Annotated in this window: 22 protein-coding genes; 9 read left to right on the plus strand and 13 right to left on the minus strand. The window is 61.6% G+C overall.

Going from position 1 to position 24,666, the window contains the following annotated elements:
* Window positions 1–267 precede the first annotated feature (267 nt).
* Together Q0J74_RS03725 and Q0J74_RS03730 are read right to left on the minus strand one after the other, a co-directional pair.
* Complete coding sequence (locus Q0J74_RS03725; protein ID WP_007495691.1) at window positions 268–531, minus strand: HPr family phosphocarrier protein; 264 nt, start codon at window positions 529–531, stop codon at window positions 268–270.
* A gap of 123 nt (window positions 532–654) precedes the next feature.
* Window positions 655–3,027 (minus strand): endonuclease MutS2, encoded by a 2,373-nt coding sequence (locus Q0J74_RS03730; protein WP_297210785.1) that lies wholly within the window; start codon window positions 3,025–3,027, stop codon window positions 655–657.
* Between the two features lie 179 nt (window positions 3,028–3,206).
* Between Q0J74_RS03730 and Q0J74_RS03735 the strand changes: the two genes are divergently transcribed.
* Window positions 3,207–4,901, plus strand: coding sequence for an FAD-dependent oxidoreductase (locus tag Q0J74_RS03735; protein WP_297210788.1), 1,695 nt, complete (start codon window positions 3,207–3,209; stop codon window positions 4,899–4,901).
* Between the two features lie 60 nt (window positions 4,902–4,961).
* On the opposite strand, the gene Q0J74_RS03740 is transcribed toward Q0J74_RS03735, so the two are convergent.
* The 9 genes from Q0J74_RS03740 to Q0J74_RS03780 form a co-directional block, all read right to left on the minus strand.
* Entirely contained in the window at window positions 4,962–5,828 is an 867-nt protein-coding gene (locus Q0J74_RS03740) for a PhzF family phenazine biosynthesis protein (protein ID WP_297210791.1), read from the minus strand.
* A gap of 1 nt (window position 5,829) precedes the next feature.
* The gene (gene recO, locus Q0J74_RS03745) at window positions 5,830–6,588 is read right to left on the minus strand and encodes a DNA repair protein RecO (RefSeq protein ID WP_297210794.1); all 759 of its coding nucleotides are present in this window, start codon (window positions 6,586–6,588) and stop codon (window positions 5,830–5,832) included.
* 30 nt (window positions 6,589–6,618) lie between these two features.
* Entirely contained in the window at window positions 6,619–6,744 is a 126-nt protein-coding gene (locus Q0J74_RS03750) for a hypothetical protein (RefSeq protein WP_297210797.1), read from the minus strand.
* Between the two features lie 65 nt (window positions 6,745–6,809).
* Entirely contained in the window at window positions 6,810–7,703 is an 894-nt protein-coding gene (era, locus tag Q0J74_RS03755; protein ID WP_297210799.1) for a GTPase Era, read from the minus strand.
* A 35-nt stretch (window positions 7,704–7,738) separates the two neighbouring features.
* The gene (gene ybeY / locus Q0J74_RS03760) at window positions 7,739–8,224 is read right to left on the minus strand and encodes an rRNA maturation RNase YbeY (protein WP_297210803.1); all 486 of its coding nucleotides are present in this window, start codon (window positions 8,222–8,224) and stop codon (window positions 7,739–7,741) included.
* Window positions 8,221–9,186, minus strand: coding sequence for a PhoH family protein (locus Q0J74_RS03765; RefSeq protein ID WP_297210806.1), 966 nt, complete (start codon window positions 9,184–9,186; stop codon window positions 8,221–8,223). Before Q0J74_RS03765 ends, ybeY begins: the two co-directional genes overlap by 4 nt.
* Window positions 9,183–10,412 (minus strand): sporulation protein YqfD, encoded by a 1,230-nt coding sequence (locus Q0J74_RS03770; RefSeq protein ID WP_297210809.1) that lies wholly within the window; start codon window positions 10,410–10,412, stop codon window positions 9,183–9,185. The genes Q0J74_RS03765 and Q0J74_RS03770 overlap by 4 nt, the downstream gene beginning before the upstream one ends.
* Window positions 10,413–10,422: 10 nt before the next feature.
* The gene (locus Q0J74_RS03775; protein WP_297210813.1) at window positions 10,423–10,698 is read right to left on the minus strand and encodes a YabP/YqfC family sporulation protein; all 276 of its coding nucleotides are present in this window, start codon (window positions 10,696–10,698) and stop codon (window positions 10,423–10,425) included.
* An 85-nt stretch (window positions 10,699–10,783) separates the two neighbouring features.
* On the minus strand, window positions 10,784–11,785 hold the full coding sequence (locus Q0J74_RS03780) for a tRNA nucleotidyltransferase (protein WP_297210818.1): 1,002 nt from the start codon (window positions 11,783–11,785) through the stop codon (window positions 10,784–10,786).
* Between the two features lie 110 nt (window positions 11,786–11,895).
* Between Q0J74_RS03780 and murC the strand changes: the two genes are divergently transcribed.
* Together murC and Q0J74_RS03790 are read left to right on the plus strand one after the other, a co-directional pair.
* Window positions 11,896–13,266 carry a UDP-N-acetylmuramate--L-alanine ligase gene (murC, locus tag Q0J74_RS03785; protein WP_297210821.1) on the plus strand — a complete coding sequence of 457 codons (1,371 nt, stop codon included), beginning with the start codon at window positions 11,896–11,898 and terminating at the stop codon, window positions 13,264–13,266.
* Between the two features lie 149 nt (window positions 13,267–13,415).
* Complete coding sequence (locus Q0J74_RS03790) at window positions 13,416–13,817, plus strand: hotdog fold domain-containing protein (RefSeq protein WP_297210824.1); 402 nt, start codon at window positions 13,416–13,418, stop codon at window positions 13,815–13,817.
* 83 nt (window positions 13,818–13,900) lie between these two features.
* Here the strand turns inward: Q0J74_RS03790 and Q0J74_RS03795 are convergent, their stop codons facing one another.
* Entirely contained in the window at window positions 13,901–15,268 is a 1,368-nt protein-coding gene (locus Q0J74_RS03795) for an MATE family efflux transporter (RefSeq protein WP_297210827.1), read from the minus strand.
* Between the two features lie 289 nt (window positions 15,269–15,557).
* Between Q0J74_RS03795 and Q0J74_RS03800 the strand changes: the two genes are divergently transcribed.
* Window positions 15,558–15,986, plus strand: a complete 429-nt coding sequence (locus tag Q0J74_RS03800; protein ID WP_297210829.1) for an Hsp20/alpha crystallin family protein — start codon at window positions 15,558–15,560, stop codon at window positions 15,984–15,986.
* Window positions 15,987–16,006: 20 nt separating this feature from the next.
* Here Q0J74_RS03800 and Q0J74_RS03805 read toward each other — a convergent pair whose 3' ends face one another.
* The gene (locus Q0J74_RS03805) at window positions 16,007–16,219 is read right to left on the minus strand and encodes a hypothetical protein (RefSeq protein ID WP_297210832.1); all 213 of its coding nucleotides are present in this window, start codon (window positions 16,217–16,219) and stop codon (window positions 16,007–16,009) included.
* Between the two features lie 93 nt (window positions 16,220–16,312).
* Here Q0J74_RS03805 and Q0J74_RS03810 point away from each other — a divergent pair, with 93 nt between their 5' ends.
* The 5 genes from Q0J74_RS03810 to Q0J74_RS03830 form a co-directional block, all read left to right on the plus strand.
* Window positions 16,313–16,513, plus strand: coding sequence for a helix-turn-helix domain-containing protein (locus Q0J74_RS03810; protein WP_297210834.1), 201 nt, complete (start codon window positions 16,313–16,315; stop codon window positions 16,511–16,513).
* Between the two features lie 49 nt (window positions 16,514–16,562).
* Complete coding sequence (clpB, locus tag Q0J74_RS03815) at window positions 16,563–19,196, plus strand: ATP-dependent chaperone ClpB (RefSeq protein WP_297210837.1); 2,634 nt, start codon at window positions 16,563–16,565, stop codon at window positions 19,194–19,196.
* Window positions 19,197–19,342: 146 nt separating this feature from the next.
* On the plus strand, window positions 19,343–19,882 hold the full coding sequence (locus tag Q0J74_RS03820) for a sigma-70 family RNA polymerase sigma factor (RefSeq protein WP_297210840.1): 540 nt from the start codon (window positions 19,343–19,345) through the stop codon (window positions 19,880–19,882).
* Entirely contained in the window at window positions 19,879–20,922 is a 1,044-nt protein-coding gene (locus tag Q0J74_RS03825; RefSeq protein WP_297210843.1) for a hypothetical protein, read from the plus strand. Before Q0J74_RS03820 ends, Q0J74_RS03825 begins: the two co-directional genes overlap by 4 nt.
* 175 nt (window positions 20,923–21,097) lie before the next feature.
* Window positions 21,098–24,666: Ig-like domain-containing protein (locus Q0J74_RS03830; RefSeq protein WP_297210845.1), on the plus strand; the 3,569-nt coding region annotated here is incomplete at its 3' end.

Raw genomic sequence — 24,666 nt, forward strand, 5'->3', positions numbered from 1 at the left:
TTGGCCTTGCCCACATAGATGACCGTGTTCTTCTTGTCCTGCATGATATACACGCCCGGCTTCAGCGGCAGGGCATGAGCTTTTTCTTTTAACTCGTCGAAAGTAATAACATACCCTCCTCTCTGCCCTTGCCTCCCTCTCCGAGGGAGCTGTCAGCGAATCCGACTGAGGGCGGCATTTCCCTCCGGCGCTGCGCGCCGCCTCTCTGAGAGAGGCTAAGGTCAAAAAAAGCGCCGCATTGCGGCGCTTTTTTCTTTCGCTGTTGACTTACTCAGAGAAATTGGAGGAGATGAGCTCAATGAGAGCCTCCACCGCTTCCTTCTCATCGGGGCCGTCTGCAATGAGGTTGATGGAAGTCCCCTTGACGATCCCCAGAGAGAGGACGCCCAGCAAACTCTTGGCATTCACTCTCCGCTCGTCCTTCTCCACCCAAATCGAACTTTTGAATTCATTGGCCTTCTGGATGAAGAATGTGGCTGGCCTGGCATGCAGCCCGACCTGGTTATTCACGACTGCCTCTTTCATATACATAAGCGTTTCCCCCCAAGATGCATTCGCATACTTCGTATAATAGAATAGCAAATTTATCCCAAACCGTCAATGACAAAATGCACAAATTCCAAACAAGAAACTGGTTTGATTGACCAACCAGTTTTACTTCAGCTCCGCAATGGTCACCCCGTCCTCCCCCTCACCGTAGCGGCCGGGGCGGAAGGACTTGATATACCGGCTGCGCTTCAGGTGCTCCCGCACCGCTTTCCGCACCGCACCGGTCCCCTTGCCGTGGATGATGCGCACTTCATTGAGCTTGCCCAGCACCGCGCTGTCCAGAAACAGGTCCAGGGCGGCAATGGCCTCGTCGGTCATCATACCCCGCAAATCCACCTCCGGGGAGGCGCCCAGGGTGCGCAGCTTGTGTTCGGCCCGCTGGACCACCTTTTTGGCGGATTTGATGCTCTCGCCCTCTACCACCCGGACCTCCTCCTGCTTGGCGGTGATTTTCAGAATTCCCGCCTGGAGCTGGAGGGAGCCGTCTTTGTTCACGCTGAGCACGGTGGCCTGGGTCCCCATTTTAACAAGCTCCACCGTGTCCCCCGCTCTGGCGGGCCGGGTGGGAGGCGGCGCCGGCTCCTCCGGTCTGGCTCCCAGCTTGCTCTCCGCCTCGTTGAGCCGGTGTCGCAGGGCGGCCCGCTCATCGTTGACGGCCTGCCAGTCCTCCTCCTTTCGCTGGCGGCGGCGCATGTCGTTGAGTTCCTGGAAGACCTGGTCGGCGGTGTTCCTGGCCTCGTCCAGAATGGCCCGGGCCTCCGCCTGGGCCTTCTCCACCGCGCGCAGCCGCTGGGCTTCCATCTGGTCCTTGTACGCCCGGGAGGCCTTGGCGGTCTCCTCCATCTCCCGGCGGAGCAGGGCGGCGGCCTGCTTTTCCCGCTCCATCTCCTGGCGCTGCTCATCCAACTGGGTGAGCACGTCCTCAAAGCGAATGTTCTCCGCGTCAATGCGCCCGGCAGCCTTTTGGATAATCTCCTTTGGCAGGCCCAGCCGCTGAGAGATGGCAAAAGCGTTGGACTTGCCGGGAATGCCGATGAGCAGCCGGTAGGTGGGGGCCAGGGAGTCCACGTCAAACTCACAGGAGGCGTTTTCCACCCCCCGGGTGGTCATGGCATACACCTTCAGCTCGGCATAGTGGGTGGTGGCGGCCACCAGAGCGCCCATCTCCCTGGCGCTGTCGATGATGGCGGCGGCCAGGGCCGCCCCCTCCACAGGGTCGGTGCCGGCACCCAGCTCGTCAAAAAGGATCAGGGTATCCGGGTCCGCCTCCTTCAAAATGCCCACAATATTTACCATATGGGAGGAGAAGGTGGACAGATTCTGGGCGATGGACTGCTCATCTCCAATGTCGGACAGCACCCGGGTAAATACCCGGATCTGACTGTCGTCTGCCACGGGGATGTGGAGGCCGCACTGGGCCATCAGGGTCAGCAGGCCCATGGTTTTCAAGGTCACCGTCTTGCCGCCGGTGTTGGGGCCGGTGATCACCAGGGTGTCAAATTCCTCTCCCAGCATCAAATCGTTGGCCACCGCCTTGCCCGGGTCCAACAGGGGATGGCGGGCCTTCCGCAGGCACAGCCCCCGCCGGGAGATCCGGGGCGCGCTTCCCCGCATCCGGTAGGCCAGTCTGGCCTTGGCAAAAATCACATCCAGCAAAATCAGCAGGTCGTAGTCCTGACTGATATCCTCCTTAAATTGGGCGCACTCGGCGGACAGCTCCGCCAAAATCCGCTCGATCTCCTTCTCCTCCCGGGACTGGAGTTCCCTGAGCTCATTGTTGGCCTTCACCACTCCCATGGGTTCGATGAAGAAGGTGGAGCCGGAAGAGGACACGTCGTGAACCAGACCGGGGATATCGTTTTTGTGCTCCGACTTCACCGGCACCACAAAGCGGTCATTGCGCTGGGTGATGATGGCGTCCTGGAGGTACTTGGCCTGGTTGGAGGAGAGGAGCTTGTTGAGAATGTCCCGCACCTTGGAGGCGGTGGCTCGGATGTGCCGGCGGATGGCGGCCAGCTCGGGACTGGCGGCGTCGGCAATCTCGTCCTCCCCCACAATGGCTCCGGTGATCTTTTCCTCCAGAAACCGGTTGGCCGTCAGGGAACGAAACAGGTGGTCGATGCAGGTTTTCGTCCGGTCTCCCTCTCCCTCACCATACTCCCTGGCGGAGCGGGCGGCGCGGAGGACGGCGGCAATGTCCAGCAGCTCCCTGGTGTTCAGCGCGCCCCCCATATCCGCCCGCTGGAGGGAGGCGCGGACTGGCCGCACCCCGGAAAAGGAGGGGGACCCCCGCAGGGCGGTCATGTTCACCGCAGCGGTGGTCTCGTCCAGCACCCGCTGCACGTCGTCGGCATCGGTGAGGGGACGCAGGGCCAGGCAGCGGTCCTTCCCCTCCTCCGTCACCGCCTGCTCCGCCAGGCGCTCCAGCACCCGGGGCAGTTCCAGAGTCTGGATGGATTTTTCAAATAAGTCGGTCATATCACATAGGCTCCCCACAAAAATTGCTTTTATTATTGTCGCACAAAACCCGCCCCTTGACAAGTGTGCTTTGCCGCAAAAATAGCCTATAAACCTCTAGACTTACAGGGCGTTTTATGTTATACTGGTCCCATCTGATGATACCCTATTTCAGCACCCACCTGAAAGGAGTGATCGCCATGTCAAGAAAAGTAATTGTGGTCGGCGGAGTCGCAGGCGGCGCGTCGGCGGCGGCCCGGCTGAGGCGGCTGGAGGAGGACGCTCAGATCACCGTCTACGAGCGGGGACCCGACGCCTCCTTCTCCAACTGCTCCCTTCCCTTTCTGCTCAGCGGCGTGGTACCCGGCGCCGGCGATCTGATTATGATTACCCCGGAAAAGTTTAAAAACCAATACAACCTGGACGTGTGCACCCGCCACGAGGTGGTGGAAATCGACCGGGCCGGAAAACGGGTGCGGGTCAAGGACCTTTCCTCCGGCCGGGATTTCTGGGACGGGTATGACCAGCTGATCCTCGCTCCGGGGGCCAATCCTCTGCTGCCCCCCATCCAGGGGCTGGATACCGCCCGGGTCTTCACCGTCAAGGATGTAAAGGACATCCGGGAGCTGGACGCGTTTTTGCGCCAGGGCAAGATCAAGGAGCTGGCCGTGGTGGGCGGCGGTTTTATCGGCCTGGAGGTGGCGGAAAACCTTTGTCTGGCCGGGGTCCGGGTGACTCTGGTGGAGGCGCAGGATCAGGTCATGGCCCCTCTGGACTACGACATGGCCCAGACCCTGCACAAGGTGCTCTACGACCACGGGGTGGAGCTGATCCTGGGGGACGGGGTGAAGCGCCTGATGCCCGACGGGCTGGAACTCACCTCCGGTCGGAAGGTGTCCGCGCCTGGGGTGGTCATGGCCCTGGGCGTGCGGCCTGAGGTGACCCTGGCCAAGCAGTGCGGGCTGGAGCTGGGCGAGACCGGCGGCATTCTGGTGGACCAGTGCTGCCGCACCAGCGACCCCAGCATTTTTGCAGTGGGAGACGCCATTGAGGTGCGCAGCATGCTCACCGGCCGGCCTATGCGGCTGACCCAGGCCGGCCCCGCCCAGAAGGAGGCCCGGGCGGCGGCGGACAGCATCTGCGGCCGGCCGGATCTGGTGCGGCCCTTCCTGGGCTCCTCGGTGATCAAGCTGTTCGACTGGACCGCCGCCTGCACCGGCTTGAATGAGAAGACCGCCCGGGCGGCGGGGGTGGCATATGACTTTGTCTACGTGCTGCCCGGCGACCGGGTGGGCCTCATGCCCGGGGCGCAGCCGGTGCAGTTCAAGCTGCTCTACCAGCCCGACACCGGAAAGGTCCTGGGCGCACAGGCAATCAGCCGGGGGGCGGCGGACAAGCGGATCGACGTGGTCGCCACCCTCATCGCCATGGGCGGCACCCTGGAGGATCTGAAAAATCTGGAGCTGTGCTACGCTCCCATGTACGGCACCGCCAAGGATGTGGTAAACTACGCGGCGCTGGTGGCCCTCAACGTCAAACAGGGGGTGTTCCGCCAGGTTCCTGTCACCGCAGTGCGGGGGCTGGTGGCCCAAAAGGCCTGCATTGTGGATGTGCGGGAGGCGGCGGAGTACGAGGCCGGTCACATTGTGGGGGCAGTCAACATCCCTCTGAGTCAGCTCCGGGCGCGAACCGCCGAACTTCCCAGGGACCGACCGGTTTATCTCCACTGCCGCACCAGCCAACGCAGCTACAATGCCATCATGGCCCTTCAGGGCATGGGCTGGGACAACCTGTACAACATTTCCGGCTCCTTCCTGGGTCTGTCTTACTATGAGTTCTTCAACGACCAGGTAACCGACCGGGAACGGATCCTCACCGCCTACAATTTCAACTGAACAGACAGCGGTCCCGGGAGATTGGCCCATTCTCCCGGGACCGCTTGTTTGAGTAGCCGGCTACCCCTCCAGCAGCTCACATTTCAGGGTTGGCAGGGCTCTGCCCCCCACCCGGACCTTTACCCCGTCCGTCCCTTCGGTGATGCGGCTTAAAATCTCCGACGGCTTGCCCATCTTCTCGCCCTGGACAAACCGATTTTCCCCTCCCGCCCGGACCAGACCCCGGCGGTACAGATAATACGTCAGGGCTCCGTTGGAGGTGCCGGTGGCCGCCTCCTCCGGGATGGCGTACAGGGGGGCGAAATTGCGGCAGTGGGCGGCGGCGTCCGGGGTATTGGGGCAGAACATGTGGACCCCCACCACGTCATAGCGCTTGGACAGCCGGGTGACTGCCCCCTCGTCCTGCTCCGCCCGGTTCAGGGCGTCCAGATCCTTCACCGGCAGCAGAATGTCCATCAGGCCGGTGCTCACCGCCTGGGGCTCCAGCCCCTCCGGCCGGTCGGCCAGACTCAGGCCGTAGGCGGCGTACAGGTCCGCCTGCTCGGTCGGGGAAAAGCTCTGCCCGTCCTTGGGAGCGGCCATATCCATCCACACCGCGCCTGGGTCCACGCCGATCTCCAGATCTCCGGAGCGGGTGTGGAGGGCGTAGTCTCCCGGGGAGACAGCCCCGGTATCCCGGAGGACGGTGAAGGCGGCGATGGTGGCGTGACCGCACAAATCCACCTCCTCGGCGGGGGTGAAGTACCGGATGTGAAAAGCGCGCGCCCCGGTCTGCCGCACAAAGGCGGTCTCAGAGTGTTTCAGCTCACCCGCCAAGGCCCGCATCAGCTCCTCCGCCGGAAAGTCCTCCGTCCCCAGCAGGGCTACCCCCGCCTGGTTGCCGGAAAAGCGTGTGGCGGTAAAGGCGTCGGCTATGTACAGCTTCATCTTACATCCCCGCTTTCAGTCGTTTGTAAAAGTCCAGGGTGCGGAATCCCCGGTCCAGCTGAGTGAGGAGGAAGTCCTCGCACACCCGGCCCAGGCAGTCCAATCCCTTCGGGTCCAGCTGAAAGGAAAACAGCCGCTTGGGGTCTCCGTAGACAATGTGCCGCATGGCGGACAGGGCGCTCCGCTCCAGGGGGAGAGAAACCCCCTCCTCCCCCACCTCCTCCTTGCAGGCGGCGCAGTGGAGCACACCCTGGAGCAAATCCAGCCGGGGTTCCTCCGGCTGGGGCAGGCCGCAGGCGGCGCAGGCGTCCAGCAGGGGCTCGTACCCCTCCAGGCACATGAGCTTCAGCTCGAAGGCGGCCTTGACCAGGTCCTGGGGCTTGTTCAGCTTGTCCAGGGCGTGGAGGGAATTGAGGATGAGGGACAGGGCGGCCGGGTCGGGCCTGCCCTCCACCGCCACAGCTTCCATCACCTCGGCGAAATAGGAGCCCAGGGCCAGCAGCTCCACGTCCGACTTCACATGCCAAAATTGGCGGATGGACTCGGCCTCGTTGAGGGTGAAGCGCTCCTGGTATTCAAAGAGGGTCATGTCGGCGTACACCAGCAGCTGGGCGGAGGCCGCCAGGGGGCTGCTTTTCCTCCGGCAGCCCCGGGCCTTTACCGTACGCTTGCCCCCCTCGGCGGTGAGGACGGTGAGGATTTTGTCCGCTTCCTTGTAGTTGACCTCCCGCAGCACCAGGCCCTGGGTGGTAATGTGCATGCTCTCTCCTCCCGTTATGTAGGCGGGCGGTCAGCCGCCCGCGGACCGCGCCGGCTTTTTCTCCCCCTTCTCCAGGGAGGCACGCCGGTACAGGGTGTACGCCTCCGGCAGGCCGGTGCGCACAAACAGCCGCCAAAGAAGCTCCGTCCGCTCCACGTCCAGCCACTCCTTCCGGTGTTAGCTTGGCCGCCGGGCGGCGGTTTATCAGCGGTAAAATGTGTTTATTCGTCCTTATATCCGAAATTGTGGATCAAATTGAGGTTGTCCCGCCAGTTTTCCTTCACCTTCACCCAGGTTTGGAGAAAGACCTTGGTACCCATGAAGTCCTCGATATCGGTGCGGGCCAGGGTGGAAATCTTTTTCAGCATGGCGCCTCCCTTGCCGATGATGATACCCTTGTGGCTGGCCTTCTCACAGTAAATGGTGGCGTCCAGATCAATGATCTCATTGTCCCGCTCGGAGAAGCGGGTGACCTCCACGGCGGTGCCGTGGGGGATCTCCTTGTCCAGACAGAGCAGCAGCTTTTCCCGGATAATCTCGGCGCACACCTGCCGCTCGGGCTGGTCGGTGACCATATCCTCGGGGAAGAGCTGGGGGCCCTCCGGCAAAAATTCCCCCAGCAAATCCAGCAGCTCCTCCACCCCCTCGCCGGTTCTGGCGGAGATGGGGAGAATGGCGGAAAAGTCGTGGGCCTGGCCATAAACCTGCATCACCGCCAGCAGCTGCTCCTTCTCCACCGTGTCAATCTTGTTGATGACCAGCACGGAGGGGATGCCCAGCTGCTTCACGCGGGCAATGAGTTCGGCCTCCGGCCCGCCGATGTGGGGGATGGGTTCCACCAACAGCAGCACGGCGTCCACGTCGGCCACGCTCTGGCGCACCACGCTCACCATATAGTCCCCCAGCTTGGTGCGGGCCTTGTGGAGGCCGGGGGTATCCAAAAAGACGTACTGACACTCCCCTCTGTTGACCACCGCGCAGATGCGGTTGCGGGTGGTCTGGGGTTTGTTGGAGACGATGGCAATCTTCTCCCCCACCAGGGCGTTGGTGAGGGTGGACTTGCCCACGTTGGGCCGTCCCACAATGCTGATCATCCCGGATTTCTTAATTTCCATCAGGTAATCCTCAACTTTCTTGAGCGTTTCATTTTTTAATCCCGGCCGATACCCAGCACTCCCAGGATGGCCTCCTCCCGCTGACGCATCTGCGCCTTCATGGCTCCCTCGTCCATGTGGTCGTAGCCCAGCAGGTGGAGCACCGAGTGGACGGCCAGATAGGCCACCTCCCGGCGGGTGCCGTGGCCGAATTCCTCCCCCTGAGCCTTTGCCCGCTCCAGGGAGATCACCATGTCCCCCAGGGGTACCAGTCCGGTACCCGGGTCCGCGTCCTCCTCAGTGGGGTTCTCTCCAGGCCGCAAATCAAACATGGGGAAGCTGAGCACGTCGGTGGGCCGGTCCACCCCCCGCTGCTCCAGGTTGATGGCGTGGATCCCCTCGTCACCGGTAAACAGCACGTCCACCTCGCAGGGTACGTCCACCCCCTGGGCGGCCAGGGCGGCGGGAATCACCTGCCGCAGCAGCCCGGCGTACTCCTCCGCCCCGTCCACCTCGGTCTCAATGAGGATTTCGTGTCTCATTTCTTATTCCTTCTGTTCTCGTCGGCCTCGTAGGCCTTGATGATCCGCTGGACGATGACGTGGCGCACCACGTCGGCCTCGTTCAGCTTGCAGATGGCGATGTCCTCCACCCCGTCCAGCACCCGCATGGCCTCCTTCAGACCGGACACGGTGTCCCGGGGCAGGTCGATCTGGGTGATATCTCCGGTGATCACGATTTTGGAGCCGAAGCCCAGCCGGGTGAGGAACATCTTCATCTGCTCCCGGGAGGTGTTCTGGGCCTCGTCCAGGATAATGAAGCTGTCGTCCAGGGTGCGGCCTCTCATATAGGCCAGGGGAGCCACCTCGATGTTGCCCCGCTCCACATACTTCTGGTAGGTCTCTGGCCCCAGCATCTCGAAGAGGGCATCGTACAGGGGCCGCAGATAGGGGTCCACCTTGCTCTGGAGATCGCCGGGCAAAAAGCCCAGCCGCTCCCCCGCCTCCACAGCGGGCCGGGTGAGGATGATGCGGTTTACCTGCTTGTCCCGGAAGGCGGCCACGGCGGCGGCCACCGCAAGATAGGTCTTGCCGGTCCCCGCCGGGCCGATGCCCAGAGTGATGGTGTTCTTCTTGATGGCGTCCACATACCGCTTCTGGCCCAGGGTCTTGGCCTTGATGGGCTTGCCCTTGGCGGTGACGCACAGCACATCCCGGGCGATGTCGTTGATGTGGGACTCATTGCCCGCCCGCACCAGATTGATGATGTAGCGGACGTTCTGCTCGGTGATGCTCTCCTTCCGCCCCGCCAGGCCCAGCAGACCCTGAATGGCCTTGACGGCGTACATGACCTGCTCGGCTTCGCCGGATACTTTCAGGTGGTCTTCCCGGCTTACCACCGTAACGCCCAGCTCGTTCTCAATGAGCTTGATATTTTCGTCAAAGGAACCGAAGACGTCGATGACGTCCTCCATCCGCTCGATGTTGATGGTCTGTTCTATCATGGATCGGCCTCGTTTTCTTGTGTGATCTCATCGGGTACAAACCGCCCGATCTCTTCGGTACATTCCGCCTGGAGGGTGAGGCGGAGCATTCCCTCCTCCTGCCGGGCGGTAAAGCCGGTGCTGACGATCTCCCCCTCCCCTACCGTCTCCTCCAGCTTCTCCAGCAGCCGGCTCTCCAGCAGAGCCTGGGCGGCTTGGGCATCCAGCTCCGCAGCGGCGGCGGTATAGGCCCGGCAGGTCTCCCGCTGGACGGTCAGGGGCATCTCCTGACCGCCAGGGAGGGTCAGCTCCCAGACTTTTTTTATTTTATCATACTGGTCGAAGGGAATTCCACTGTTTCCGAAAAAAACAAGCCGCTGGCCCAAAACCGTCACCGACCACTGGCTCCGCTCCTCCCCAGTGTAGACTTTCACCTGACCGGTAAGGGGGATCTCCGCCTCCAGGGTGCGCCAGGTACGGGCATAGATCCGCCCTTCCGCCCGGACCTGGAGGGTACCCAAATCGGGCAGTTCGCTGTACTTGGGGGCGTCCAGGTGGACGGTGCCGGAAATCAGGGTCTCTCCGGCCAGCACCGTGTCCCCCGGCTCCACCAGGGCCTCGCCGGAGAGGGGTTCGATGCGGGTGACAATGCCGGAGGCCCGGGCCACCACGCGCCCCGTCTGGCTCAGATCCACCATCTCCGGCTCCGGGGTGGCCTCCCGCACCAGCACTTGCGCCCGGGTGCCATAGAGATTGACGCTCATCCAGGACAGCTCCGGCAGCTGGAGCAGGGCCTTGGTGCGCAGACTCTCCTCGTCCAGCCCCGGTCCGTACACTCCCGGCCGCAGCCCCTGCCGCCGCAGCTCGGTGAGGATGACGGCGGTGGGTACCCGCTGGTTGCCCTCCACCTCAATGGTGAGGACGAACTGGGACAGCACGCACACCGCCGTCAGGGACAGGGCCAGGCCGATGAGCAGGGCGTACCGCCGGCGGAACCGCTCCAGAAAAGCCAGCGCCCCCGCCTGACCCGTCCGGGTGACGGTACACATCACCCGCTCCCCCAGCGCCGCGGCCGCTCCCGCCCCCTGGCGAGTAACGGTGAGGCGCAGCCGGGTGGCCTCCAGCCACTCCACATTCCAAAATAAGACGCCCCGCTGGGCGCACAGGTTGAGGAAGCGCTCGGGGAAGGCCCCCTCCACCTCCAGGCACACCTTGCCCCGCAGGGCGTTTGTCAGCCAGCTCAGCATCCCGCCCTCCTCAGCTCAGCTCCACGCCCTGAATGGCGCCGGTGATCAGCAGCTGGCCGGCGTTCATGGCCCGCAGCTCCAGTCCCTTCCCCCGCACCTTGATGATCATCCGCCCCCCGGAGATGTGGATCTCCTCATTTCCATAGGACAAAATGCCCTTGTGGTTTTCCATCCGCAGCTGGCGGCTGCCGGTGAGCTCCAGGTGGGGCAGTCCGGCCACGATCTCCCCCGGCAGATCCAGGGCCTCCGCCGTCTTCTCCAGCAGCCCTCTCGGTTTTTCCTCCATGGTCTCGCCCCCCTTGTCTCCCATGCTTATGCAGGAGAGGGCCTCAGTTTGCCTGTCCCAGGCGGAAAGCGGGCCGACCCGGGCATCAGCCCGCCCCGTTCTCCCGGAGCAGCTCCAGCAGTTTTTCCCGGCGGTTGTCCTCCGGATGGGCCAGGATATGCTCCGCCAGGGTTCTCTGCGCCCGTCCGATTTCCGCGCCCTCCAGCCCCAGGGCGGCCAGCTCCCCTCCCGACAGGGCCAGCATGCGGACGGCCGCCCGCTGGGGGTGAAGCACCCCTTGCTTCAAGGTCCGCTCCACCGGCAGGCATACCAGGGGGAAGCCGGTTTTTTCACAAAATTCCCGCCAACGGGGGACAGGCTCCGGAGGCAGCCGGTTCAGCTCCCGCAAATCGGGACACGCCCGCTCCGGCCACAGGTGGGCCAGCAGACCCAGCTCCACCGCCTTTCCCGCCCACTCCGGCCGGGGGGAGAGGAGGATTTTCTCCAGCTCGGCCTTGATCCGCTCTCCCGATACCAGGGCAGTCCGGGGGGCATGGCTTCGGATGGCGGCCAAGGTATCCGGCGCCACAGCGAAGTCCAGCTGGGCGGCAAAGCGGAGCGCCCGGAGCATCCGCAGCGCATCCTCGGAAAACCGCCGCTCCGGCTCCCCCACGCAGCGGATGACGCCTGCTTCCAAATCGGCCCGTCCGCCAAAGGGGTCGATGACCGCTCCATCCGCCCCCAGGGCCATGGCGTTGACGGTAAAATCCCGCCGGGCCAGATCTTCCCGCAGCCCCACGTCGAAGGACACCCCATCCGGGTGACGGCCGTCGGCATAGCCTTCCTCCCGGCGGAAGGTGGTCACCTCCACCGCTCCATCCTCCGTCAGTACGGTGACGGTGCCGTGGCGCAGGCCGGTGGGGATGGTGCGGGGAAACAGGGCCATGGTCTGCTCCGGCCGGGCGGAGGTACAAACGTCAAAGTCCCCCGGCGTCCGCTCCAGCAGCAGGTCCCGGACGCAGCCTCCCACCGGGTGGGCGGCGTGGCCCGCCGCCCGCAGGGTATCCAGGCAGCGGCTCACCCCTGCCGGCAGCATCCAGCGCCTCATTTTCTACACCTCCGATGGTATTTTTTCCTTGCTATTTGCCTATCATAGTTTATAATATAGTGTTCGGAACTTTCTTCATTATAATTCACAGTAAAGGGTGTGTAAACCCCATGGCAAACGCCAACATACATGACTACATCGCCCCCGGCCGCCGGGCGCATCTGGCGGGCATCGGCGGGGTCTCCATGTCCCCCCTGGCGGAGGTGCTCCACAAGATGGGCATGGTCATCACCGGCTCCGACATGCATGAAAGTCCCACGGTGGAGCATCTGCGCTCCCTGGGCATCCCGGTGGCCATCGGCCACCGGGCGGAAAATCTGGGGGAGGCGGAGCTGGTGATCCGCACCGCCGCCATCCACGACGAAAATCCGGAGATTGCTGCCGCCCGAGCCAAGGGTATCCCGGTGTTTGAACGGGCCCAGGCCTGGGGTTCCATCATGCGGGGATACAAAAACGCCCTGTGCATCTCCGGTACCCACGGCAAGACCACCACCACCTCCATGTGTACCCACATCATCATGGCCGCCCAGCTGGACCCCACGGTGATGATCGGCGGCACCCTGCCTCTGCTGGGTTCTGGCTACCGGGTGGGCCATGGGGACACCATCATTCTGGAGAGCTGCGAGTACTGCAACTCCTTCCTGTCCTTCTTCCCCACGGTGGCGGTGATTCTCAACATCGAGGCCGACCACCTGGACTTCTTCAAGGATCTGGAGGATGTGGAGCACTCCTTCCGGGCCTTTGCCGACCGGGTGCCGGAAAACGGCTTGATCGTGGCCAACGCCGACGACGCCAACACCATGCACACCCTGGAGGGGGAGCGCCGCCCCATCCTCACCTTCGGCCTGGAGGCGGGAGACGTTCACGCCGCCAACCTGGTGTGGCATGACGGCCTGCCCGCCTTTGACGTCATTTACCGGGATGAGGTCTTTACCCACGTGGAGCTTCAGGTGCCGGGGGAGCACAACGTGAAAAACGCTCTGGCTGCCGCCGCAGCCTCCATCGCCCTGGCGGTGTCCCCCCAGGCGGTAAGCGAGGGACTCCACGCCTTTCGGGGCGCCGGCCGCCGGTTTGAGCACAAGGGCAGCTTCCACGGCGCGGAAATTTATGATGATTACGCCCATCACCCCGGAGAGCTCCAGGCCCTGCTGGCTGCCGTCCGTACCCTGGGGTATGAGCGGATCATCTGCGCCTTCCAGCCCCACACCTATACCCGCACCAAGGCGCTGTTTGACGACTTTGTGCAGGTGCTGCGCCAGCCGGACCTGACCATTCTGGCGGAGATTTTTGCCGCCCGGGAGGTCAACACCATCGGCATCTCCTCTCGGGATTTGGCCCAGCAGATCCCCGGCAGTGAATATTACCCCACTTTGCCGGAGGTGACCGCCCGTCTGGAGGAACTGGCCCGGCCGGGGGATTTGATCCTCACGGTGGGCGCCGGCGACATTTACACCGTGGGCGAGGCGCTGGTGAATCGTTAACCGTCCTTTCTTTCGGTAAAGCAGAAAGGTGGAATTATAGCATAAATATCCGTTGTTGACAAGCCCCTCAAAGAGACGTACAATGAAGACAGCCAATCTGTTTCCATTTTTGTGCGTATTTACAACATAGAATGAGGAGTGGAATTGACATGGACGAGAAAAAGTATACCTCGATGATCCGCCTGCGCATGTCCGCCAAGGACGCCCACTACGGAGGCAATCTGGTGGATGGCGCCCACATGGTCCACCTGTTCGGCGACGTGGCCACCGAGCTGCTGATTCAGTGTGACGGCGACGAGGGTCTGTTCTGTGCCTACAACAATATTGAGTTCAAGGCGCCCGTCTACGCCGGTGATTTCATTGAGGCATACGGTGAGATTACCCACATCGGCAATACCTCCCGCAAGATGAAGTTTGAGGCCCGCAAGGTGGCGGTCCCCCGCCCCGACATCAGCGACTCCGCCGCTGATTTCCTGGATGAGCCCATTGTGGTGGCCATCGCGGAAGGCACCTGCGTCACCCCCAAGAAGTGCCAGCGGAAGGAGCATTAAGTCCATATCGAACCAAAAATGTCCCGGAGCTGTGCTCCGGGACATTTTTTCTGGTTTGCACAAACCTGCCTGAGCGCCGGCCTCTACACCGCCGGTCCGCCCGCCCGCTCCCGGAGAATTTTGGGGAAAAAGTGGAGGAAGAGGCAGGTCGTCACCGTGGCGGCCACGGCGTCGGCAATGGGCTCGGACAGGAAGGTGGCCTCCGCCGACACCAGGGCGGGCAGCAGCAGCAGACAGGATAGAAATACCGTCTTACGGAACAGGGAGCAGAACAGGGCCAGCCGCACATGGCCCAGAGCGGTGGTCTCGTCCACCAGGGGATACTGCACCGCCAGGGGAAGGATCATGGCGGTAAAGACCTTGATGTAGCCCACCGAGCGCTCCAGCACCTGGGGATTTTGGGTAAACAGCCGGACAAACAGGGGGGAGAGGGTGTGGGTCACCACCATCATGATGGCGCAGAAGGCCAGGCACAGCCCCACAATGGATTTCAGGGCGGTTTTGATCCGCCCGGCGTCCCCGGCGCCGTAGTTGAAGCTGATGACGGGCTGGGTTCCCAGGGTGAGGCCGCCCATGGGCATGGTGATGAGCAACAGATAGCTCTGCACAATGGTGGCGCAGGTCACCAGGGTATCCCCCAGTTCAGGGCCGCCATACCGCTGGAGCACGGTGTTGAGCACGATGAGCAGCACACTGTCGGTGGCGATGATGAGGAAGGGAGACAGGCCGAAAGTCACCACCCGGAGCATGATCCGCCGCTCAAAGCCCCCCCAGCCCAGCGGTACCGGCATGGATTTCCGCAGCAGTGCGCACAGGACAAAAACGCAGGAGGCCAGCTGGGAGAGCACCGTGGCAATGGCGGCCCCCGCCACCCCCAGCTCCAGGACAAAGATAAACACCGGGTCCAGGACGATGTTGAGCACCGCGCCCAGCATCACCGTGGCCATACCCAGGCCGGAAAAGCCCTGGGCGATGAGAAAGCTGTTCATTCCCGTGGCCATCAGGGCGAAAAAGGTGCCGGCGGTGTAGATGGTGAGATAGGTGTTGGCATAGCCAAAGGTGGCCGGGCTGGCCCCAAACCACATGAGCAGCCGTCCTTTCAGCAGCAGAAACAGGGCGGTCAGCACCCCCGAAAGCACCAGCAGCATGAGAAAGCTGTTGGACAGCGCCCGGCGGGCCTCCCTCTGGTTGCCCTCCCCCATCCGCATGGCCAGAATGGGGGCGCCCCCCAGGCCCACCAGAGTGGCAAAGGAACCCAACAGGGTGACAATGGGGCCGCACACCCCTACCCCCGCCAGGGCCAAATCCCCAATCTCCGGAATGTTGCCGATGTACATCCGGTCCACAATGCTGTAAAGCACGCTGACCATCTGGGCCAGCATGGTGGGAATGGCCAGGCGGCACACCAAGGGAAACACCGGGTCACGGCCCAGGTCGTTGTTCCGTCGCATCTTACACCCTCCTTTGCGGCGTCCTGGGCATTATACCGCTTTTTTTCCGCGGCGTAAACCCCCCGCCGCACATTAGCACTCTCAATCAAAGAGTGCTAATGTTTACAATTTGGACATATTTTATTGTATATTTGTTCACAGCTTCGCCCTATAATCTCAATCAGAAAACGAGATCAGCCCCGGGCAATCGGGGCGGAAAGAGGATGAGCGCCATGCAATATCCGACAAATTAGCAATTAGATTTTCAGACTGCTAACCTGAAATTCAAAAATTAAAGGAGAGATTCTTTATGTTTGGTATGCTTCCTTTTGAGCGCAACAACGACAACGTGTTTGATACCTTTGATAACTTCACCCGCAATTTCTTCCAGGGCAGCAACGCCAGCCTGCCCGCCTTCCGCACCGACATCCGGGACGCCGGGGACAAGTTCGTTTTAGAAGCGGAGCTGCCCGGTTTCCAGAAGGAGGACATCAAGCTGGACGTGAAGGACGGCATTCTGACCATCACCGCCGAGCACAAGGAGCAGCATGAGCAGAAGGACGAGAAGGGTTCCTACATCCGCCGGGAGCGGAAGTATGGTTCCTTCACCCGCTCCTTCGATATCACCGGCATTGACGAGAGCGGCATCACCGCCGCCTATCAGAACGGCATCCTGGAGCTGAACCTGCCCAAGGCCGTCCCCGTGGTCCCCGAGACCCGCCGGATTGCCATTGATTGACCTGGAGAAGCGGGAGCCGGTCAGCCTTGGCTGACCGGCTCCTTCCCGTTTTCCGCCCCCTCCCAGCGGGGACAGCCGAAGTCCGGCTCCGGGTGCCGCCGCCAGGGGTGGATACAGTGGCCGTACCAGAGGGGATAGTATTCTCCCCGTTCGCTGCGGACATAGTGCTGGCGGTAGTGGATGCAGGTCCCGCAGACCTGCTTCTCCACCATATACTTCCGGGGCAATGACATAAAATCACCTCACGCTGTTATATTACTATTGTTTGATAGTAGAGTCAATACTATTATCCGATAGTAAGCTACAATAGCGCCGAGGTGAACAATATGTATCTTCCCCGGCTGCGCGATCTGCGTGAAGATCACGATATGACCCAGGCACAGGTCGCCGCGATTCTTGGAATCGATCAAAGAGTTTACAGTATTTATGAAACCGGCAAACGGGATATTCCCCTGCCCCACCTGGTCGCATTGGCTGACTATTATAAGGTATCAACAGATTACCTATTGGGACGGGAAAAGAGCTGATTCCCGGGGCGGATGTGGCATCCGCCCGCCAGAAAGGATGTGACGCGACATGAACGCGCAGAAATACACCCAGAAATCCCTGGAGGCGGTACAGGCCGCCCAGAGCCTGGCCACCGAGTACGGCAACCAGCAGATTGAGCAGCCCCACCTGCTGCTGGCCCTGCTGGCCGATGAGGCGGGGCTTATCCCCCAGCTTTTGGGGAACATGGGCCTCACCGTTCCCTCCTTTGCCGCCGCCGTCAAGGCGGAGGTGGAGAAGCTGCCCCGGGTATCCGGCTCCGGCCGGGAGCAGGGCAAAATTTATGTGGCACAGGACGTGGACAAGTGCCTGAATACCGCCGAATCCATCGCTGCCTCCATGAAGGACGAGTACGTGTCGGTGGAGCACCTGCTGCTGGCCCTGTTGGACACGGCCAACAGCGCCCTGAAGGAGCTCTTCCGCACCTACCAGATAACCAAGGAGGGGGTGCTCCAGGCCCTGACCGCCGTCCGGGGCAATCAGCGGGTCACCTCCGACAACCCGGAGGAGACCTACAACGCCCTGAAAAAGTACGGCTCCGATTTGGTGGAGCGGGCCAGGGCCAACAAACTGGACCCAGTCATCGGCCGGGATGATGAAATCCGCAACGTGATCCGCATTCTGAGCCGCAAGAGCAAAAACAACCCGGTGCTCATCGGCGAGCCCGGCGTGGGCAAGACCGCCATCGCCGAGGGGCTGGCCCAGCGGATTGTGAAGGGGGACGTACCCGCCAGCCTGAAGGACAAGACCATCTTCGCCCTGGATATGGGTTCCCTCATCGCGGGGGCCAAGTACCGGGGTGAATTTGAGGAGCGGCTGAAGGCCGTCCTCAACGAGGTGAAGAAGTCGGAGGGCCGCATCATCCTCTTCATTGACGAACTGCACACCATCGTGGGCGCCGGCAAAACCGAGGGTGCCATGGACGCGGGCAACCTGCTCAAGCCCATGCTGGCCCGGGGGGAGCTCCACTGCATCGGCGCCACCACCCTCAACGAGTACCGGCAGTATATTGAAAAGGACGCCGCCCTGGAGCGGCGCTTCCAGCCGGTGATGGTGAACGAGCCCTCCGTGGAGGACACCATCGCCATCCTCCGGGGCCTGAAGGAGCGCTACGAGGTATTCCACGGGGTGAAGATTCAGGACGGCGCCATCATCGCCGCCGCCACTCTGTCCGACCGGTATATCACCGACCGCTTCCTTCCCGACAAGGCCATCGACCTGGTGGACGAGGCCTGCGCCATGATCCGCACCGAAATTGACTCCATGCCAACCGAACTGGACATCATCCAGCGGAAGATTATCCAGCATGAGATCGAGGAGGCCGCCCTGAAAAAGGAGGACGACGCCCTGTCTCAGGAGCACCTGGCCGACATCCAGAAGGAGCTGGCCGAGATGCGGGACGAGTTCAACGCCAAGAAGGCCCAGTGGGAGAACGAGAAGAACGCCATCGGCAAGGTGCAGAAGCTGCGGGAGGATCTGGAGGCGGCCAACGCCGAGCTGGAGAAGGCCCAGCGGCAGTACGACCTGAATAAGGCCGCCGAGCTGCAGTACGGCCGCATCCCCGAGCTGAAGCGCCAGCTGGAGGCCGAGGAGGCCATCGCCAACGAGGGCAGGGCCAGAAGCCTGCTGCGGGACAAGGTCACCGAGGAGGAGATCGCCCGCATCATTGAGCGCTGGACGGGCATACCCGTGGCCAAGCTGATGGAGGGGGAGCGGGAGAAGCTGCTCCACCTGGAGGACATCCTCCACCAGCGGGTGGTGGGTCAGGACGAGGCGGTGCGCCTGGTCAGCGAGGCCATCCTGAGAAGCCGGGCGGGCATTGCCGACCCGGACCGGCCCATCGGCTCCTTCCTCTTCCTGGGGCCCACCGGCGTGGGCAAGACCGAGCTGGCCAAGACTCTGGCCGAGGCCCTGTTTGACAGCGAGAAGAATATGGTGCGCATCGACATGAGCGAGTATATGGAGAAATTCTCCGTCTCCCGCCTGATCGGCGCTCCTCCGGGATACGTGGGCTATGAGGAGGGCGGCCAGCTCACCGAGGCCGTCCGCCGTCATCCCTACTCCGTGGTCCTCTTCGACGAGGTGGAGAAGGCCCACCCCGACGTATTCAACATCCTGCTCCAGGTGCTGGACGACGGCCGGATCACTGACAGCCAGGGCCGCACCGTGGACTTCAAGAACACCATCATCATCCTCACCTCCAACCTGGGCTCCCAGTACCTGCTGGACGGCATTGACCAGAGTGGGGAAATCACCGAGCAGGCCAGAAGCCAGGTGGAGGAGCTGCTGCGGCGCTCCTTCCGGCCAGAATTCCTCAACCGGCTGGACGAGATTGTGTTCTACAAGCCTTTGACCCGCGACAACATCACCCACATCATCGACCTGCTGGTGGCCGAGCTCAACCGCCGTCTCAGCGAGAAACAGCTGAAGGTGGTACTCACCGAGGCCGCCAAGCGCTTCATCATCGACAGCGCCTACGACCCCGCCTTCGGCGCCCGGCCCCTGCGCCGCTTCGTGCAGCACTCTGTGGAGACCCTCATCAGCCGGAAGATCATCGGCGACGAGGTTCAGAGCGGCGATACCCTCACCGTGGACTGTGTGAACGGCGGACTGACCGTGGAAGCCAAAACCGTCCTCACCGGCGAAGTGGTGGACCAGGCCTGATCCTGTTTCCTTCCGCCCCCGGGCGGATTCGGAACCGGTTTTTCCGGTCCCGAATCCGCCCGGGGGCTTTTTGCAGTCAAAACCGGCAGCCCGACGTCAGGTAATTGCTTTCCAAATCGTACTATTGAGTGAAGGGGGGAGCGGGCGTGGAGACGATCATGGAGCAAAATCAGGAAGCCCAGCGGGTGCTGACCCAGTACGGCAGACTGCTTGGTACCGTGGCCAATGCCCTGCTGCCCGGACATCCGGAGGAGGCCGAGGAGTGCGTTCAGGACGCGGTGTGGGCCTATGTGGACCAGCCCCAGAAGTGGGATTCGGCCAAGGGCAGTGAAAAGACCTACCTGTGCGTGCTGGTGCGCAGCCGGGCCATGGATCGCCGGCGCAGGCTGGCGGCCCGCCGGGAGGAGCCGCTGGAGGATCATGCGGGAGTTCTCCGGGCGGAGGACCACGCCGAGCAGGCCGCCCTGCGGGACGGACTGCGCCGGGCGCTGGCGGAGCTGAATCCGGCGGAACGGCGGCTGTTCACCCTGCGTTTTCTCTATCAGTGGCCGTCGGCGGAGATTGGACGGATTCTGGGTCTGTCGCCCAACGGAGTGGACGCCCGGACGGCCCGCCTGCGGAAGAAGCTGAAAGGACTGCTGGCCCGGCAGGGACTGGGCTGGGATGGAAAGGAGGACGGCGGATGAAAACCTATGCTTGGGAGCAGCTGCTGGAGGAGGAGGACCTTGTGGCCCTGACGGAGGAGGCCCTGGCCACCCGGCGGGCGGGGCGCGTCTCCTGGCGGCGGCTGGGCGCGGCGGCGGCCTGCCTGGCTCTCGTGCTGTGCCTGGCCAACTATCCCGCCCTGGCGGCGGGGGTAAAGCGCCTGGTGGACTACTTCTCCGGCGTGGGCGCGGTGGACCAGGGGACCCCGGTGCTGGTGCTGGAGGAGCCGCTGACCTGGACCGACGGCGCCTGGAGCTACCGTCTGGACGCCTATCAGGCCGGCGGGCAGCTCTTTGTCCGGATGGAGTACCTGTCCACCCAGCTGGAGCCGGGGGCGGACATTGACAGCAGCATACCCGATTATGACGTGGAAGCTGAGCTGCTCCCCCCCGGGGACCAGGAGGGGGACTGGCTGCCCCGGGAGCAGGCGGTGGACCGCGTTTCGGCCAGCTATGAGGACCTGAACACCTGGGGCTCCCCGGAGGGGGCCGCCCTGCGGGAGGCGGGCTACCGCACCTACGGCTCCCACTCCATCCTGTTCCAGGTGGGCGCCTTTGCCGGGGACAGCTACCGGCTCAGGCTGCGCTTCACCCATGACTCGGCAGCGGGGGGCGCGCACGCCTCCGCCTATGAACAGGAGCTCCGCCTCATTCCGGAGGAGGCCAGGCCCGCCGTCTCGGACAGCCGCGCCTTCCCGGAGGGGACCGTCACCGTTCTGGTGAGTGAGGACGGCTCCGGCGTCACCAATTTTGTGGAGTGGTCCTCCTCTCCGGCGGGGGACCCCGCCATTCACAGCCTGGAGCTCCAGTTCATCGGCGCCTCGGGCAAGCGCTATCCCGCCGGGTTCCACAACACCTATCTGGAGGACTTTGAGCATGTGGAGTACTACCCCAGATATCCGGTGGAGGAGCCCATCACGGCGGTGGAAATCAGCGGCATCCTGTTCGGGGACCGCTCCGGCCAGTGGCAGCAGAAGTATGAGGACCTGAACTGGGTCATTTTCCTGACGCAGACTCCGTAAATTATCAAGCCAGGTACAGCAGCGCCTGCCGGCAAGTGGGGCAGGCGCTGTTTTTTTATTTTCTTATCCCCCGTTAATGTAATCTCCAGTGTTTACCATTATAATGAGAAAAACACTTTTATTTCCACTTTCGGGTGGAAATAAGCCGTTTATTCCAGAACAGGAGGCTGCCGCCATGAAAAAACCAATCAGATGGGTTAGCGTATGCTTAATCGCCGTGCTTTTCTCCATTCCCTTCTTCCGACTTCAGGTCGCTGCCCTCTCCGCCTCCGATGCCGCCCAAAAGGGACCGGAAGTGTACAGCGCCTGGCATCTGATCCAGTATGACAGCTACGACTATTATGTAAATGAGTTTACCAACCCGTACCGTTTGTGGGTGGACGAGCTGCAGGAGGAGGACAGTTGGAATCAGCTTCTTCTGGGATGGCGCTTTGCAACCTTTGATATCACGAGCGAGTATGAGTACGTCTCAAAGGAACTGGGATATTATACCACTTTCATGTTTAATATTCTGTATGACAGCACCACCAGCAGCCTGGAGTCCTCCTTTATCCAGGCATTGTCCGACGGCGCTGGCGACCTGGAATCCAGCTGGAAGTCCATTGGCGTATCCACCTGGAGCAAGGTAAGCGAAGCCTGTAAAGGACTTACCAAGGATACCGTTCTGGCAGAGAGCGATCCTGAGCAGCTGGAACAGCTAACTGCCAGTCTGAATAACATTGAGGGGATCAGCCGCGCACTAAAGTCTGTGAATCAAATCGGAGATTGGCTGTCTTACTGCACCACTGCCATTGATGCGGTTGAGAAGATTTCCAAGGTAGAAGCTCTGCTGATGTGCTCTGATGAGACCGCTGAAATCGTAGAGGATCTGCGGAATCGGGCAGACTTTGGCTCTCCCATGTACCTGGTCCTGGACGACTTTTGCACCATGCTCTCCGGCCTGCTTTCGCCTGATATGATTAAAGCCATCCTGGTGGGAGACGCGGCGGCGGATGAAGTGTGTAAGGAAATGACCTCCATGCTGTGGAAAGAGGTCCTCTCTCTGGCAGGGAGCTACGGCCTGATTATCCAAGCCGGGCAATCCGTCGGAAAATTTACTGCAAATATGATGTTCAATACCAGCTCCACCATCGCTGAATACTATAAGCTGGAGGCCATGTACCGTCTGGAGGACTTGATCCGGGCGGAGACCATCTCCTGCCAGTGGAGCTTTGAAAACAGTCCCTCCGCCGCAACGGCCAAAAAATTCATCGCATCCTACAAGCTGTTTTGCAAGACTCTGCTGGAAGGTCTGGACTGCTCCCTCAGCTTTTTCGATGCCGCCATGAAAGAGGGGCTGGCAGCCAAGGTCAGCTACTGGTTCAACAGTGACGAGCTGGATTCCATCCGCAGCAATATTTCTGATATCAAGCGGTATCTCCAGGAATCCTACGACTACATGGATACCAACTCCTATAACGCTTACCTCTACGAGTTGGAGTACTTGGCGGAAAGCGGTACCGCTCAGCCGCCCGCCACGGAAGAGCTCCAAGCCGCCCCCCTGCCGGTGGTGGAGCTGGACTTGCCCGCGGTCACGGACGAAATCCGCGCGGATGTCTTTACCCTCAAATCCACTACCATTACGGAAGATACAACGCTCACAACCGACCTGGAGACCTACGGCGAGATGACGGTTTCAAAGGGCACCCTGGATTTGAACGGCCACACCCTGCATGTGAAAAATGATTTCTATTTGGCTTTGGATGGTAAACTGGTTCTCTCCGGCGGCCAACTCATCATAGATGGCAACCTGTATATTGATGGATACAATTATGCAGTTGACCTTTTGGGCGGTAAACTCACTGTGGCAGGCGACGTGCTCCACAGTTACGGGTATATTACCCTGAACAAGGGCTCCATGACGGTGTCCGGGGACTACCGTATGCAGGGCATCTATACAAACAGTGCACAGGAAACTGTATACACTTCTAGCCCCGGCAGAATTTACTTGCAGTATGCGGAAGATCTCCTGAGAATCGAGGGGGATTGGATATGCGACTGCGATTTCCCCTCCTCATTCCCGCCCACATGCACCGCCGGCAGAATTGAGTTGCTGGGTGACTGGAAAAACATGAGCCACGACGGTCCTTCCTGCTCAGGCACCAATACTTTGGCCCTGGTGGGAACCAGTCCTCAACGGATTTCCCTGGACAGTTCCAACAATGTCATCGCCAACCTGGAGGTGGGAGAGGGAACAGACGTAACCTGGTCCGGCTATCTTGACGCCGACCGGTTGACCCAGGATGCCGCCTTCAGCAGTGACGGCGCCGTGATCACCGGCTTGAGCTTAGACGGACACGCCTTGGACATCACAGGCGATGTCACCATTCACGGAAATGTAGACTGTCTTAACGGCACTCTGGAGATAGACGGGAACCTGCTCCACAGTAATGGTACAATTGCCCTGAACAAAGGCGCCATGACGGTGTCCGGGGACTACCGTATGCAGGGCATTTCTACCAACAGTGCGCAGGAAACTGTATATACCACCAGTTCCGGTAATATCTCCATGAAGTACGAGGGTGATTTTCTGAGAATCGAGGGGGATTGGATATGCGACTGCGATTTCCCCTCCTCGTCCCCGCCCAGATACACCGCCGGCAGGATTGAACTGCTGGGTAACTGGAAAAACATGAGCTACGACGGTCCCTCCTGCTCAGGCACCAATACTTTGGCCCTGGTGGGAACCGGTCCTCAGCGGATTTCCCTGGACAGTTCCAACAATGTCATCGCCAACCTGGAGGTGGGAGAGGGAACAGACGTAACCTGGTCCGGCTATCTTGACGCCGACCGGCTGACCCAGAACTGCGCCATCACCAGCGATGAAGCCATTATTACCGGCCTGAGCCTGGACGGACACACCCTGGACATCACAGGAGACGTCACCATTGGCGGACATGTAGACTGCCTAAACGGCAAGCTAGGAATAGACGGAAACCTGCTCCACAGCCAAGGTACAATTACCCTGAACAAAGGCGCCATGACGGTGTCTGGGGACTACCGTATGCAGGGCATTTCTACCAACAGCGCGCAGGAGACGATCTATGTCTCAGGCTACGGCAGCCTGGTCATGCAATATGAGGAGGATTCTCTCCAGGTAGACGGGGATATGTACATCCAGGGCTCCTCCAACACCCTGAAAGGCGGCACCCTGGGTATCCGGGGGAACTTTACCCACATCTCCGGCTCCTTTGCCCCCTCCGGCAACCACACCACGGTACTCAACGGCACAGGAGACCGACAGGTCATCACGTTCTCCGGCAGCAGCAACCGGTTCAACATTCTGGAGCTCACCCGGGATGGCACCTACTATCTCTTCTCCCCTGACCCCTGCTGGAACGCGCTGAAAGAGTCTGAGGAGGTCAGCGATATTCCCGTTACAAATCTGAGTATCAGCGCCCGCGCCAAGACCCTGACGGCCGGCCAGCAGTACCAACTCACCGCTGTTGTGTCCCCCGCCACCGCCACTGACCCTTCGCTCCGCTGGAGCAGCAGCCAGGAGGAGGTGGCCACGGTGGATGACACCGGCCTGGTCACCGCCGTGGCGCCGGGCAGTGCGGTCATCCGGGTGGAGACCTCCAACGGGCTGTACCGTACCTGTACCATCACGGTCAACGAGTTATTTTCCGGCATATTGGAGGTTGGCTCCTGTGGCGCCCTGCCCGGAGAGCAGCTGCGCCTCCCTGTCCGGGTATACGACAACCC

Origin of the sequence: uncultured Flavonifractor sp. (assembly GCF_944387675.1) — a bacterium.
Taxonomy (GTDB): Bacteria; Bacillota; Clostridia; order Oscillospirales; family Oscillospiraceae; genus Flavonifractor.